The sequence below is a fragment of the Stenotrophomonas sp. Ps181 genome, from assembly GCF_025697425.1.
Taxonomy (GTDB): Bacteria; Pseudomonadota; Gammaproteobacteria; order Xanthomonadales; family Xanthomonadaceae; genus Stenotrophomonas; species Stenotrophomonas sepilia.
This window is the reverse complement of sequence record NZ_JAHWBI010000003.1, coordinates 284,758-299,463: the sequence shown is the minus strand read 5'-3', so window position 1 is coordinate 299,463 and position 14,706 is coordinate 284,758. Positions and strand designations below refer to the sequence as shown.

Here is a 14,706-nt window from a genome sequence, read left to right as displayed (position 1 = left end):
CCGGGCGGGGATCCGCATGGTGACGGCGGGATGACCGGCCGGGGCAACGGGCATCGCGCCGGATGCCCGTTGCATGAGGCCGCCTACTTGGGCATCAGCACGGTGTCGACCACGTGGATGACGCCGTTGGACTGGCTGACATCTGCAACGCTGATACCTGCCTTTCCACCCTTTGCGTCGATGACCCAGAGCTTGCCATCGTGGAGCGCCACGGTAAGAGGCTCACCCTGCACGGTCTTCAGGGTGGCCTTGCCGCCGTGCTTGCGGGCATCGGCCAGAAGCTGGGCGGAACTGTAGTTGCCCGGGACGACGTGGTAGGTCAGGATCCGGGTCAGCTGCGCCTTGTTCTCAGGCTTCACCAGTGTATCGACAGTGCCTGCAGGCAGCTTTTCGAAGGCCGCATTGGTGGGCGCGAAAACAGTAAAGGGCCCGGCGCCGTTGAGGGTGTCGACCAGGCCGGCGGCTTTGACCGCTGCGACCAGAGTGGTGTGGTCCTTGGAATTGACTGCGTTCTCGACGATGGTCCTGGTGGGATACATTTCTGCCCCGCCCACGATGACGGTGTTGGCGGCGAGGACAGTGGGCACGGACGAAACGAGTACGGCGAAGCCGACTGCGGCGGCGATGCGCTGAAGAGCGTTCACGGTGCGTTCCTTTCTGGATGACCCGCAAGCGCGGGCATCTTTCCTACGGCGGGCGAGCGTGACCGGATGCAGCAACGGCCGAGTCAGCAGCTGTTTCGCGCGCTGCCGGTTTTGCTGCGCTGCATGGTGACAACGGCGAACCTCGGTGATTACTCTCCGCTGCAACGCGATGGTAGCGCTACCAGTTGGACGGGGATCCAAGGTCCAGGGGCTGCCTTCTTTGCCGCGTGTTTGTCCTGGCAGGCTTGAAAAGCAAGTGTAAGTCGCGGCGTGCCCGAGCACCCGTGCTGTTCGGTTTGGAATGCGGGCCACGCCCGTGCGTGCCCCTGGGAGGGGGCGGTACATCCATTCGATCGTATGTCAGAGGGGACTTTCATGAGCACTTGCAGTTTCCGCGGCACCCTGGCCCCGAGGGCCGGTTCATGAGCCGCGCGTTGGCGAAGTTCCGGTCCCGGGCCATGTTCACCTTCGTGGGTGGTGCCCTGGTCATCAATCCCGCCTTTGCGCAGGACGCCGCACCGGCGACCGGGCAGCAGCCGCAGAGCCAGTCGCAACCCACCCAGCTTGATGCAGTGCAGGTCACGGGCATACGCAACAGCCTGAGCCAGGCCATGGACATCAAGCGCGACTCGGCGGGCGTGGTCGACGCGATCAGTGCCGAGGACATCGGCAAGTTCCCCGATACCAATCTTGCCGAGTCGTTGCAGCGCATCACCGGCATCTCCATCGAGCGCCGTGACGGCGAGGGTGCGCAGGTCACCGCGCGTGGCTTCGGCCCCCAGTTCAACATGGTCACGCTCAACGGTCGGCAGATGCCGGGCGCCGATGCATTCGGTGCCTCTGGACAGGTCGCCATCGGCGGTGTCGACGGCGGCACCCGCGCCTTCAATTTCGCGCAGCTGGCCGCCGAGGCCATCAATGGTATCGAGGTCTACAAGACCAGCCAGGCACAGGTGCCCAGCGGCGGCATCGGCGCGACGATCAACATCCTGACCTCGCGTCCGCTCGATCACGCCGGCATCGTGGCCAACGCCGGGGCGAAGCTGGTGTCCGACCAGAGCCAGCCGTTCGACAATGACCTGACCCCGGAGCTGTCAGGCATCTTCAGTTACAGCAATCCGGAAAAGACCTTCGGCGTCAGCCTCAGCGCAAGCCAGCAGAAGCGCAAGGGTGGCTCGGTGCAGGCCACGGAGAACTACTGGAACGTGCAGCCGTGGACAGGGTCGATGCCGGGCAATCCGACCGTGGTCAATGCCCCGGCCGTCGGCCAGCTTTACGCGCGGCCCAACGACCTGCGCTACGCGTTCTCCGAATTCGAGCGCGAGCGCGTCAACGGCCAGGCCGTGCTGCAGTTCGCACCGACGGACAGCCTGACCCTGACCGTGGATTACACCTACTCGACCAACGAGATCACCGAGAATCGCGGCGAGCAGGGCATGTGGTTGCAGAACAGCAACTACACCAACGTCGAGTTCGACACCAGTGGCGCCGTCGCGACGCCGGTGTACATCCGTGAAATCGCCGGCACCAAGGATTTCGGCCTGGAACAGCAGCGCAGCATGCAGGAATACAAGCTGGGTTCGCTGGGCTTCAATGCCGTCTGGAATGTCAGCGACCGCTTCAAGCTCAGCTTCGATGCGCACAACTCGAAGAACGAGAGCCGCCCGAACGACCCGCTCACCGGCGGTGGTTCGATCTTCATGAGCATCGCCGGCACCAACAACTGTACCCGTGGCCCGCATTGTGGCGGCTCCTGGGTGCAGGAGCTGAACTTCAACAATGGCCTCCCGGTCGGCACCCAGGTCTGGTATCCCAGCACGGCCGATGCGATCGCCGGGACCAATGGCGTGGTCAACCCGGGCTTCCAGGAGGGCGAGGTCGGCACGCAGGTGCTGCGCGTCAACGCGCAGACCCAGATCAGCGAGATCAAGCAGGCGCGCGTCGATGGCGAATGGAACTTCGACCACGGCCGCTTCCAGTTCGGCGTGGACACCAACAAGTCCACCACCCACCGCATCCAGGCGGCCGAGGCCTATTCGACCCTGGGCGACTGGGGCGTGGCCAACGTGGACCGGGATACCGCCGCGGGCCTGATGGACCTGCTGCAGCCGGTCAACATCGTCGGCCTGTTCGACGACTACAGCGCGAACAGCTGGCCGGCCTGGCGCGGCAATGCGGGGCAGCTGGCGCAATGGGCATCGCGCGAGTACGGCGTCGGGCTGGGCGTGAACCCGCAACGTGCGGCCGACAACTTCGTCGAGGAAAAGACCAAGGCGGCGTACTTCCAGGTGGAACTGGATGGCGAACTGGGCGGCCTGCGCACCAACACCCGCCTGGGCGTGCGCTATGAGACCACCGATGTGGTGTCGACCTCGGTCATTGCCGTGCCCGAATCGATCGAGTGGCAGGCCAACAATGATTTCCGCATCGTGCTGTCCGATGAGCAGCAGCCCTTCACGGAGAAGGCGCGGTACAGCTACATCCTGCCCAACCTTGATTTCAGCATCGATCTCACCGAGGAGCTGAAGGGCCGCGTCTCGTTCGGCAAGAGCATCGCCCGCGCGCCGTACGGCAATCTCTATGCAGGACCCGGGGCCCAGCAGCCGTTCGGCTCGGTGCTGATCGATCCCTCGTCGCGCGCCAGCGGCAACTCGCAGAACCCGAGCCTGAAGCCGCTGGAATCGGACAACCTCGACCTGGGGCTGGAGTGGTACTTCGCCGACGCCAGCTATGTGTCATTGACCTACTGGAACAAGTCGGTCAGCAACTTCATCGGCAATACCGTCGTCCAGGAAAGCCTGTACGGCCTCACCGACCCGACCTCCGGGCCGGATGCGCGGGCGGCGTTGGACTTCCTGACCAGCGGCGCCTGCGTCGCCCAGGTCGGGCCGGCCAATGCCGCTGCCTGCTCGGCCAACGACACCTCGCTGTTCACCGCACTGGCGTTGCTGCGCAACAATCCCGCCGGGCTGGGCGCCTACAACGGCACCGATGCGCAGGTCCTGGCCACCGAAGCGGCCTACGATCTGTATGGGCAGCCCAACGACCCGTTGTACCAGTTCAACGTCAATCGCCCGATCAACCAGAACAAATCCAAGCTGCATGGCTGGGAGCTGGGCGGCCAGTACTTCTTCGGTGACACTGGCTTCGGCGTGCTGGCCAACTACACCGTCGTCAAAGGCGATGTCGGCTACAACAATGGCGGCGATCCGGGCGTCGACCAGTTCTCGCTCACCGGCCTGAGCGACACTGCCAACGCTATGCTGATGTACGAGAAGTACGGGTGGTCGGTGCGCCTGGCATGGAACTGGCGCGACCAGTACCTGATCCTGGCCAACCAGGGCTCCAGCCGCAATCCGTACTATGTGGAGCCGTACGAGCAATGGGATCTCAGCGTCAACTACGCGCTGGATGACCACTGGTCCTTCAGCCTGGAGGCGATCAACCTGACCGGCGAGGATGTGCGGTGGCGCTCGCGCACCTCGCAGATGATCGTCAAGCTGGCAGACCAGAGCCCGCGCTACATGCTGGGCGTACGCTACAAGTTCTGAGCCTGGTTGCCGATGCGTCCGGCACGGCACCGCTGCCCGCCAGCGGTGCCGCGCCGGGACGGTGTCGCCGCACCTGTCGCGCCTGCGCTACTCTGCCGGCCAGCCACCCCGCACTGGACTGGATTCCCTGATGGCCCGCTATGAAATGCTCAACAACATCGCGCATCGGGACCTGAAGGTCGCCACCGGATTCGGGCCGCAGTTCGGCGATGCGGTGGGTATGGTGCCGGCCTATCCCAGCGAGTTCGCCGAACTGCAGCGTGAGTATCCGATCTTCCTGCGCAGGGAAACCGGGACGGGAGCGTGGCAGTCCGTGGCCCTGCTGGGTTTCGAACAACACGAGAACCTGTTCCTGTTGGACGGGCGCTGGAATGCCTCCTACCTGCCTGGCGCGGCCGCCAAAGGGCCGTTCCTGATCGGCTTCCAGGAGCACTACGTGGATGGCCTGCTCACCCAGGATGCGGTGATGCACGTGGACCTGGACCATCCGCGCGTCACCGCCGGCGTCGGTGAGCCGCTGTTCCTGCCGCAGGGCGGCAACACGCCTTACCTGGACCACATCGCCGGCGTGCTGCGCGGCATCCACGAGGGCAGTGCCTTCGCAACCGGGATGTTCACGATGCTCGACGACTGCGGCCTCATCCAGCCGGTCATGCTCGACGTGCAGGTCGCGCCGCACCACCGGGTGAGCGTGAGCGGATTGCACGGCGTCGACCGCGAGCGCCTGGCGGCGCTGGACAGTTCGCGCCTGGCTGCGTTGAACCGCGCCGGTTACCTGGAAGGTGCGTACCTGATGCTTGCCTCGCTGCATAACATGCGCCGCCTGATTGCCGAGAAGCAGCGCCGCCTCCGCATCCAGGACGGCACCGCGCAGGCGGTCAGGAACTGACCGGTGCACGCTCGCCTGCCGATGCGGATCCTGGAAGGCATCGATCCTGCCGCCTTGCCATTGGCTGACCTGGTGGAGGCCGGTGAGCCGGTTGTACTGCGCGGCATCGCCAGCGGTTGGCCGCTGGTCCAGGCCGGACTGGGCGGGGTGCAGGACGCAATGGCGTACCTGTGCAGCGTCGATGCGGGTGCGCCCATCCAGTACTCGTTCGGCGGCCCCGAGATCGGGGGGCGCCCGTTCTACAGCGCGGACTTCACCCGGTTGAATTTCGAAGTGCGGCGCGGCGTGCTGGCCCAGGTGCTGGAAGAGATCGCCATGACGCTGCATGTACCGCAACCGCCAACTTACTACGTGGCCTCGCTGCCGATCGCGCGGGCACTGCTGCCGGCATTCGCGCAGGCCAACGACGCCGGTCTGGCGAAGCAGGGCATCGACGCCACCGCCAGCATCTGGATCGGCAACCGGGTGACGGCCTCGTGCCATTTCGACACACCCGACAATCTCGCCTGCTGCGCGGTGGGGCGGCGTGAGTTCACCCTGTTCCCGCCCGCCCAGATCGACAACCTCTATCCGGGCCCGCTCGATCCCACGCCGGGCGGACAGGTGGTCAGCGTGGTGGACTTCGAGCGCCCCGACTTCGATCGGCATCCACGTTTCCGCGAGGCGCTGGCGCATGCACGCAGCGCGGTAGTTGGACCCGGCGATGCGATCTTCATTCCCAGCATGTGGTGGCACCATGTACGCAGCCTGGAGCCGTTCAACGTGCTGGTGAACTACTGGTGGCGAAACTCGCCGGCATGGCTGGGATCCGCGCTGGCGGCGCTGCACCACGCGATGTGGGCCGTGCGTGACCTGCCGGCGCGCGAAAAGCAGGCCTGGGAAGGACTCTTCCGCTACTACGCATTCGGCCCTGGCGAGCGCGCGGCGCAGCACCTGCCTGACCCCGCGCGCGGGGACCTGGCACCGTTCGACGAGCAGCGCGCCCGCCGCATGCGCGCGATGCTGCTGGGCAGGCTCAACCGTTGAGAGAGGGCACCGCGTTGGATACCCAGAGCGCGCCTGCAGGGCGCATCCGCAAGGTGGTCATTGCCGGTGGCGGTACAGCGGGATGGCTGGCCGGCTGCGCGCTGGCGCACCAGTTCCGTGACCAGCTGCAGATCACGCTGGTCGAGTCCGAGCAGATCGGCACGGTCGGCGTCGGTGAGTCCACCGTGCCGCCGATCCGCACCTTCCATCGCTTCCTGCAGATCGATGAGCAGGAGTTCCTGCGCGCGGTGGCCGGCACCTTCAAGCTGTCGATCTCGTTCGAGAACTGGCGCCTGCCGGGCGATCGCTTCTTCCATCCGTTCGGCACCATCGGCCACGGCACCTGGGCGGCCCCCTTCCATCACTTCTGGCTGGACAGCCTGCGCCGCGGCATGCCCTCCGACCTGGGCGACTTCTGCCTGGAGAGCATCGCCTCGCGTGGCGACCGCTTCTCGCTGCACACCCAGCCGCAAGCCAGCTATGCGTATCACTTCGATGCCGGGCTGTATGCGCGGTTCCTGCGCCGCAGGGCCGAGGCCCACGGCCTGCGCCGGATCGAAGGCCGGATCGCCCAGGTCAGGCAGCACGCGCACGACGGCTCGGTGCAGGCGCTGGTGCTGGACGACGGCCAGGTGATCGAGGGCGATCTGTTCATCGACTGCACCGGCTTCCGCGGCCTGCTGATCGAGCAAGCGCTGGGCACCGGCTACGAGGACTGGCACGAATGGCTGCCGTGCGACCGTGCCGTGGCGGTGCAGACCGAGGCGGTGGCACCGCCGGTGCCCTATACCCGGGCGATCGCCCACGAGGCGGGGTGGCGCTGGCACATCGCGCTGCAGCACCGTGTCGGCTGTGGGCTGGTGTATGACAGCCGCCATCTGTCCGATGACGAGGCCGCCGCGAAACTGCTGCGCGATGCCGGGGCTCCACCCCTGCGCGATCCATGGAAGGTGCCGTTCCGCAGTGGACGCCGGCTGAAGGCGTGGAACAGGAACGTGGTGTCGCTCGGGCTGGCCAGCGGTTTCATCGAACCGCTGGAGTCGACCAGCATCCATCTGACGATCAGCGCAGTGGTGCGCCTGATCCAGTTGTTCCCGTTCGACGGCATCAGTGCGTCGCTGGTGCAGCTGTACAACGATGTCAGCCGGCAGGAAATGGAGCACGTGCGCGACTTCATCATCCTGCACTACCACGCCACGCAGCGCAGCGAACCGATGTGGAAGGCCTGTCGCGAGATGCGCGTGCCGGAATCGCTGCAGCAGCGGCTGCAGGCGTGGCGCGAGCGTGCACATGCGTGGCAGGACCCCGGCGAGCTGTTCCGTGTCGAATCCTGGACCAGCGTGCTGCTCGGGCAGGGCATCGCGCCCGGTCCTGCCCACCCGCTGGCGCGGGCCGTGAGTGATGTCGATCTGCGCACCTTGTTGAAGGGCATCCAAGGGCCTGTGCAGCAGGCCGCCGCGCAGATGCCGGCGCAGGCGGAGTTCATCGCGCAGTACTGCAGGTCCGGCGTGGACGTATGGCGTTCGACGACGGCGAGCACGTAGCAGGGTTTTGCGTTGCAGCACGCTTTTTCCGCTGCAGCTGGTTACAGTGCGGCAACACCGCGGGCGATGACGCGCGCGGTGGCAACGAGGGGGCCGGACACCACGCCCCCTTTTTGAGTCCACGCAATGTTAGCGCTACCTTTTTGTCGATCGGAGGCGGTTTCGATGGGTCTGGTTGCAGGGATCGATGCAGGGACGCAGAGCCTGAAGGTGCTGGTCTATGACCCGCGGAAGCAGGCGGTGGTGGCCTCGGCCAGCGCGCCGCTCGCGCTGGACAGCGGTGCCGATGGCAGCCGTGAACAGGCGCCGGCCGACTGGGTGTCGGCCCTGCGCGACTGCTTTGCCCGGGTCGATCCCTCGCTGCGCGCACGCATCGTCGCGCTGGCGGTATCGGGCCAGCAGCATGGGTTCGTGCCGGTCGATGATGCTGGCGAGGTACTGGCGCCGGCCAAGCTGTGGTGCGACACCAGCACCTCGGCCGAATGCATCCAGATCATGGACGCCGTGGGTGGGTTCCAACGGACCATCGCGCTGGCGGGCAATCCGATCCTGGCCGGCTACACGGCCTCCAAGCTGCCCTGGACCCGGACCCACCGTGCCGACGCCTATGCGCGGCTGGCGACCATCCTGCTGCCACACGACTACCTGAATTTCGTGTTGACCGGGCAGCGGTTCTGCGAGCTTGGCGATGCGTCCGGCACCGGCTGGCTGGACGTGCGCACACGCACATGGTCGCAGGAACTGCTGCGCGCAACCGATCCTGATCGTGATCTTGCTGCCTGCCTGCCGCCGATCGCTGCGCCCGATGCCCTGTTCGATATCGCGCCGAAGGCAGCCGCCGAGTTCGGGCTGCCGGCGGCCGTGAAGATTGCCGTGGGTGGCGGCGACAACATGATGGCGGCAATCGGCACCGGCTGCGTCACGGAAGGGCGGCTGGCGATGAGCCTGGGAACCTCCGGAACGCTGTTTGCCTATTCCGGCTCGCCAGTGATCGATCCGGACGGCGCGTGGGCGGCGTTCTGCTCGTCCACGGGGGGCTGGCTGCCGCTGATCTGCACCATGAACTGCACCGTGGCCACCGAACGCGTGGCCACCGCCTTCGGTTTCAGCAGCCGCGACGGTGACGCGCATCTTCGCGCAACGCCGCCGGGGGCAGGGGGCCTGGTGATGCTGCCGTTCCTCAATGGCGAACGTACCCCTGACCTGCCGCTGGGCAAGGGCGTGCTGGCTGGCCTGGACATTGCCAATTTCACTCCCGCGCATATCTACCGCGCCGCCATGGAGGGCGCGACCTACAGCCTGAAGTACGGCTACGACGCCTTCGTCCGCGCGGGCATGCAGTTCGATCGCATCGTGCTCACCGGCGGTGGCAGCAACAGCGCTGCCTGGCGTCAGCTGGTGGCTGATGTGTTCGGCCTGCCGGTGGACGTCCCGGTGCAGGCCGAAGGTGCGGCGTTTGGTGCGGCACTGCAGGCGCTGTGGGCGCTCGCCCGGGCGCAGGGAGACGCCACCTCGATCAGCGACATCACCGCGCGCCACGTCACCGTCGATCCCGCGCTGTCCGCACGGCCGGATCCGGCCCGCAGCGATGCCTATGCACGGGCCTACGCACGCTTCCTCAGTCATCTCGATGCCATCACGCCGCTGCAGCGCGGCTGATGACTCCTCCACGACACCCCGTACCACGACAGGAGCACGCACCATGAGCACGCAGCCCTTCATCGGCGCCAAGGAATACTTCCCCGGCGTCGGCCGCATTCCGTTCGAGGGCAAGGGCTCGGACAATCCGCTTGCCTTCAAGGTCTACGATGCCAACCGGGTCATCGGTGGCAAGACCATGCAGGAGCATCTGCGCTTCGCCGTGTGCTACTGGCACACCTTCTGCAATGCCGGGCACGATCCGTTCGGCCCGGGCACCCGGCAGTTCCCGTGGGAGGCCGCCTCGCCACTGGCCACGGCCGAAGCAAAGGTGGACGCAGCGTTCGAGTTCTTCACCAAGCTGGGCGTGCCGTACTGGTGCTTCCACGATATCGACCTGGCGCCGGATGCCGACGACATCGGCCAGTACCAGAAGAACCTCTCGCATATGGTGGGCCTGGCCAAGGCGCGCCAGGAGGCCACCGGCGTCAAGCTGCTGTGGGGCACGGCCAACCTGTTCTCGCACCCGCGCTACATGAACGGCGCATCGACCAATCCCGACTTCGCGGTGGTCGCACGTGCAGCCGTGCAGGTCAAGGCCGCCCTCGAGGCCACGGTCGAACTCGGTGGCGAGCACTACGTGTTCTGGGGCGGGCGCGAAGGCTATGCGTCGCTGGCCAATACCCAGATGAAGCGGGAGATCGAGCATTTCGCGCGCTTCCTGACCATGGCACGCGACTATGGCCGCAGCATCGGGCTGAAGGGCAACTTCCTGATCGAGCCCAAGCCGATGGAGCCGATGAAGCACCAGTACGACTTCGACAGTGCCACGGTGGTGGGCTTCCTGAAGGAACACGGGCTGGACAAGGACTTCAAGCTCAACATCGAGGCCAACCACGCCACGTTGTCCGGCCATACCTTCGAGCACGACCTGCAGGTCGCGTCCGATCATGGCCTGCTCGGCAGCATCGATGCCAACCGCGGCAACGCGCAGAACGGCTGGGACACCGACCAGTTCCCCAGCGATCTGTACGACACCGTGGGCGCAATGCTGGTCGTGCTGCGCCAGGGCGGGCTGGAGGGCGGGTTGAACTTCGATGCGAAGGTGCGCCGTGAGTCGACCGACCTGGAGGATCTGTTCATTGCCCATATCGGCGGCATGGACGCCTTCGCACGCGGGCTGGAGGTCGCCCATGCACTGCTGACCGAGTCGCCCTGGGAGCAATGGCGCAAGGAGCGCTACGCGAGTTTCGACAGCGGCGCCGGCCAGGAGTTCGAGCGCGGCACGCTCAGCCTGCCGGACCTGGCGGGCCTGGCCGCCCGCCTCGGCGAACCGCGCCAGGCCAGCGGCAAGCAGGAGCGTTACGAAAACCTGCTCAACCAGTACCTGCTGCGCTGAGCGCAGCAGGCAGGCCAACGGCGGCAACGGTGCACTCAAGGGGACGGGGATGAACCAGGCAGCAGGCAGCGGCGAGAACACCCGGCTGATCGTACTGATCAGCGTGGTAGCGACGATTGGCGGTTTTCTGTTCGGCTTCGACAGCGGCGTGATCAATGGCACCCAGGACGGCCTGCACCAGGCGTTCCGGTCCGGCGAATGGATGCAGGGGTTCGAGATCGCGTCGATGCTGCTGGGCTGTGCGGTGGGCGCGTTCAGTGCCGGCCGCCTGGCCGACCGCCTCGGCCGTCGCAACGTGCTGATCCTGTCGGCGGTGATGTTCCTGCTGTCGGCACTCGGTGCGGGGGCGGCGGTCTCGTCGGGCTGGTTCATTGCGGCGCGGGTGGTGGGCGGATTCGCGGTCGGCGCGGCGAGCGTGATCTCGCCGGCCTACATCGCCGAGGTCGCTCCGGCCCGCTATCGCGGCCGCCTGGCCACGGTGCAGCAGATCGCCATCATCACCGGGCTCACCGCTGCCTTCCTGTCCAACTACCTGCTGGCGGCCGCAGCGGGGGCGTCGACCGAGCCACTGTGGGGCGGGCAGGCCGCCTGGCGCTGGATGTTCTGGGTGCAGGCCGCGCCATCGCTGCTGTTCCTGCTGCTGTTGCTGACCATTCCGGAGAGCCCGCGCTACCTGGTGGTGAAACGGCGCAAGGACGACGCCCTGCAGGTGCTGACCCGGCTGCTGGGCAGCGACAAGGCCAGGACCACGCTCGAGGAGATCGATGCCTCGCTGTCCAACGACCACCATCGCCCGCGCCTGTCCGACCTGAAGAGCAGGGGGACCGGGCGGATCCGCCCGATTGTCTGGGTCGGCGTCGGGCTGGCCTGCTTCCAGCAGCTGGTCGGCATCAACGTGGTGTTCTATTACGGCGCCGTGTTGTGGCAGGCGGTCGGCTTTTCCGAAAACGACGCGCTGCTGATCAACGTGCTGTCCGGCGCGCTGAGCATCGGTGCCTGCGTGGTCACCGTACTGCTGATTGACCGGATCGGCCGCAAGCCCCTGCTGTGGTTCGGCTCGGCCGGGATGTCGCTGTCGCTTGCACTGGTGGTGGTGGCCTTCGCCAGTGGTTCGCTGGCCGACGGGCATCTGCAGCTGCCCGGCCGCATGGGCACGCTGGCGCTGGTGGCGGCCAACGCCTACGTCGTGTTCTTCAATCTGTCCTGGGGGCCGGTGATGTGGGTGATGCTGGGCGAGATGTTCCCGAACCAGATCCGCGGTTCGGCATTGGCGGTCGCTGGCGCAGCGCAATGGACCTCCAACTTCGTGGTCACGGTAACGTTCCCGATGCTGCTGGCCGCGGCAGGGCTGGCGGCGACCTACGGCATCTACCTGGTCGCTGCCGTGATCTCGGTGATTTTCGTCGTCCGGCATGTGCACGAGACCAAGGGCAAGGAACTGGAGCAGATGGAAGGATGAGCGCCATGACATCGCAGACCTTCGTAAACCGCAGCGGTGCGCTGGTCGCCGCACTGATGCTGGGGTTGCTTGGCTGCCACGGCCAGGACCGGGCTGCCGCCGCCGCAACCACCGACAAGGATCCCTGGCCGGAGGTCACCTGGCCGCTGGCTGCGGATCCGGCACTGGAGAAGCGCATCACCGACCTGATGGCGGGCATGACGGTGGAGGAGAAGGTCGGCCAGCTGGTGCAGGGCGACATCGCCAGCGTCACCCCCGATGATGTGCGCCGCTACCGGCTCGGCTCGATCCTGGCCGGAGGCAACTCCGATCCCGGCGGCCGCTATGACGCCTCGCCGGCCGAATGGCTGGCGCTGGCCGACGCCTTCTACGACGCCTCCATGGACACCTCGAAAGGCGGCAAGGCCATTCCGCTGCTGTTCGGCATCGATGCCGTGCACGGGCAGAGCAACATCATTGGCGCCACGTTGTTCCCGCACAATATCGGGCTGGGCGCCACGCGCAATCCGGAGCTGCTGCGGCAGATCGGTGGCATCACCGCGCTGGAGACCCGCGTTACCGGCATGGAATGGACGTTCGCGCCGACCGTTGCCGTACCCCAGGATGATCGCTGGGGACGCACCTACGAAGGCTACTCCGAATCGCCGGACGTGGTGGCCAGCTATGCCGCCGCCATGGTGGAGGGGTTGCAGGGCAGGGTGGGAACACCGGAGTTCCTCGATGGCCGCCATGTGATCGCCTCGGTGAAGCACTTCCTGGGCGATGGGGGCACCACCGACGGCAAGGACCAGGGCGACACCCGCATCAGCGAGTCAGACCTGGTGCGCATCCACGCCGCCGGATATCCGCCGGCAATCGCCGCCGGCGCGCAGACCGCGATGGCGTCGTTCAACAGCGTCAACGGCGAAAAGATGCATGGGCACCGGCATTACCTCACCGATGTGCTCAAGGGCCGCATGAACTTCGGTGGCTTCGTGGTAGGTGACTGGAATGGTCATGGACAGGTCAAGGGCTGCACCACCACAGATTGCCCGGCCACCATCATCGCGGGCCTGGACATGGCGATGGCCTCGGACAGCTGGAAGGGTTTCTACGAGACGACGCTGGCTGCGGTGAAGGATGGGCGGATCACGCCGCAACGCCTGGACGATGCGGTGCGCCGGATCCTGCGGGTCAAGTTCCGCCTTGGGCTGTTCGAGGCCGGCAGGCCATCCACGCGGGCCGTCGGCGGGCAGTTCGCACTGATCGGCGCGCCGGCGCATCGCGCGGTCGCCCGGCAGGCCGTGCGCGAATCGCTGGTCCTGCTGAAGAACCAGAACGGCCTCCTGCCGCTGTCGCCGAAGCAGCGGATCCTCGTGGCCGGCGACGGCGCCGACGATGTCGGCAAGCAGGCCGGCGGCTGGACGCTCAACTGGCAGGGCACCGGCACCACCCGCAAGGACTTCCCCAATGCGGACACGATCTACGAGGGCATCGCGCGCCAGGCCAGGGCGGCCGGTGGTGAAGCCGTGCTTGCCGTCGACGGACGCTATGCAGTGAAGCCCGACGTGGCGGTGGTGGTGTTTGGCGAGGACCCCTATGCCGAGTTCCAGGGAGACCGGCCGACGCTGGCCTACAAGCCCGGCAATGAAACGGACCTGGCGCTGCTCAAGCGGCTCAAGGCCGAAGGCATACCGGTTGTTGCGGTTTTCCTGAGCGGACGGCCGCTCTGGGTGAACCGGGAAATCAATGCCGCCGATGCCTTCGTGGCTGCATGGCTGCCGGGCTCGGAAGGCGCCGGCATTGCCGATGTACTGCTGCGCGGAAGCGATGGCCGCGTGCAGCACGATTTCAAGGGCAAGCTCAGTTACAGCTGGCCGCGCACCGCCACCCAGTACGCCAACAACGTCGGCCAGAAGGACTACGATCCGTTGTTTGCGTTCGGCTTCGGCCTGACCTACGCCGACAACGGCGACCTGGCCGCGCTGCCGGAGGCATCGGGCGTGACCGGCAACGAGGGCGCGACGGGCGTGTTCTTTGCGCGCGGTGATGCAGGCCCCGGCATGGCGCTGCGCCTTGAGCAGGCCGCAGGCCAGGGCCTGACCGTGACCCGCGTGCCGGACGCATTGCCCGGTGACCGGCTGAAGATCACCGGCGTGGATCATCTGGCGCAGGAGGATGGGCGACGCCTGGCCTGGTCGGGCAATGGCGAAGCCGCCGCGGCACTGCAGTCGCACACGGCGCTGGACCTGCGGCGTGAATCGAACGGCGATCTGATGCTGCTGACCACGCTGCGGGTGGACGCAGCCCCGAAGGGTGAGGCGTGGCTGTCGGTCGGTTGCGGCGTGGGCTGCTCGGCGCGCATCGCCATCGGGCCGGCGCTGGCGGCGCTACCACAGGGCCAGTGGAAGCGTGTCGGCGTGCCGCTGAAGTGCCTGGCCAAGGCGGGTGCAACGCTGGACGCGATCGACCGACCGTGGTCGGTGGTGACGGCCGACGCGATGACGATCTCCGTGTCACGCGTCGCCCTGGGTGCGCTGAACGAAGCCGAGGTCACCCTCGGATGCGGAGCATGAG

Annotated in this window: 9 protein-coding genes; 8 read left to right on the top strand and 1 reads right to left on the bottom strand. The window is 66.7% G+C overall.

What is annotated here, in order from left to right; all coding sequences use genetic code 11:
- Positions 1 to 83 precede the first annotated feature (83 nt).
- A complete protein-coding gene (locus KXV01_RS08285; protein WP_239668883.1) occupies positions 84 to 539 on the bottom strand; it encodes a fasciclin domain-containing protein in 456 nt (151 codons plus the stop codon).
- 527 nt (positions 540 to 1,066) lie between these two features.
- Here KXV01_RS08285 and KXV01_RS08280 point away from each other — a divergent pair.
- The 8 genes from KXV01_RS08280 (at position 1,067) to KXV01_RS08245 (ending at position 14,705) form a co-directional block, all read left to right on the top strand.
- On the top strand, positions 1,067 to 4,195 hold the full coding sequence (locus KXV01_RS08280; RefSeq protein ID WP_262223250.1) for a TonB-dependent receptor: 3,129 nt from the start codon (positions 1,067 to 1,069) through the stop codon (positions 4,193 to 4,195).
- 130 nt (positions 4,196 to 4,325) lie between these two features.
- Entirely contained in the window at positions 4,326 to 5,084 is a 759-nt protein-coding gene (locus KXV01_RS08275) for a SapC family protein (protein WP_263467670.1), read from the top strand.
- Between the two features lie 3 nt (positions 5,085 to 5,087).
- Positions 5,088 to 6,110, top strand: a complete 1,023-nt coding sequence (locus KXV01_RS08270) for a cupin-like domain-containing protein (RefSeq protein WP_263467669.1) — start codon at positions 5,088 to 5,090, stop codon at positions 6,108 to 6,110.
- A 14-nt stretch (positions 6,111 to 6,124) separates the two neighbouring features.
- Positions 6,125 to 7,654, top strand: a complete 1,530-nt coding sequence (locus tag KXV01_RS08265; protein WP_099495893.1) for a tryptophan halogenase family protein — start codon at positions 6,125 to 6,127, stop codon at positions 7,652 to 7,654.
- A 165-nt stretch (positions 7,655 to 7,819) separates the two neighbouring features.
- On the top strand, positions 7,820 to 9,313 hold the full coding sequence (xylB, locus tag KXV01_RS08260) for a xylulokinase (protein WP_111096263.1): 1,494 nt from the start codon (positions 7,820 to 7,822) through the stop codon (positions 9,311 to 9,313).
- 43 nt (positions 9,314 to 9,356) lie between these two features.
- Positions 9,357 to 10,691 carry a xylose isomerase gene (xylA, locus tag KXV01_RS08255; protein WP_111096262.1) on the top strand — a complete coding sequence of 445 codons (1,335 nt, stop codon included), beginning with the start codon at positions 9,357 to 9,359 and terminating at the stop codon, positions 10,689 to 10,691.
- Between the two features lie 49 nt (positions 10,692 to 10,740).
- Complete coding sequence (locus KXV01_RS08250) at positions 10,741 to 12,150, top strand: sugar porter family MFS transporter (protein WP_111096261.1); 1,410 nt, start codon at positions 10,741 to 10,743, stop codon at positions 12,148 to 12,150.
- On the top strand, positions 12,147 to 14,705 hold the full coding sequence (locus KXV01_RS08245) for an exo 1,3/1,4-beta-D-glucan glucohydrolase (protein ID WP_111096260.1): 2,559 nt from the start codon (positions 12,147 to 12,149) through the stop codon (positions 14,703 to 14,705). Before KXV01_RS08250 ends, KXV01_RS08245 begins: the two co-directional genes overlap by 4 nt.
- The last annotated feature ends 1 nt before the right edge of the window (position 14,706 follow it).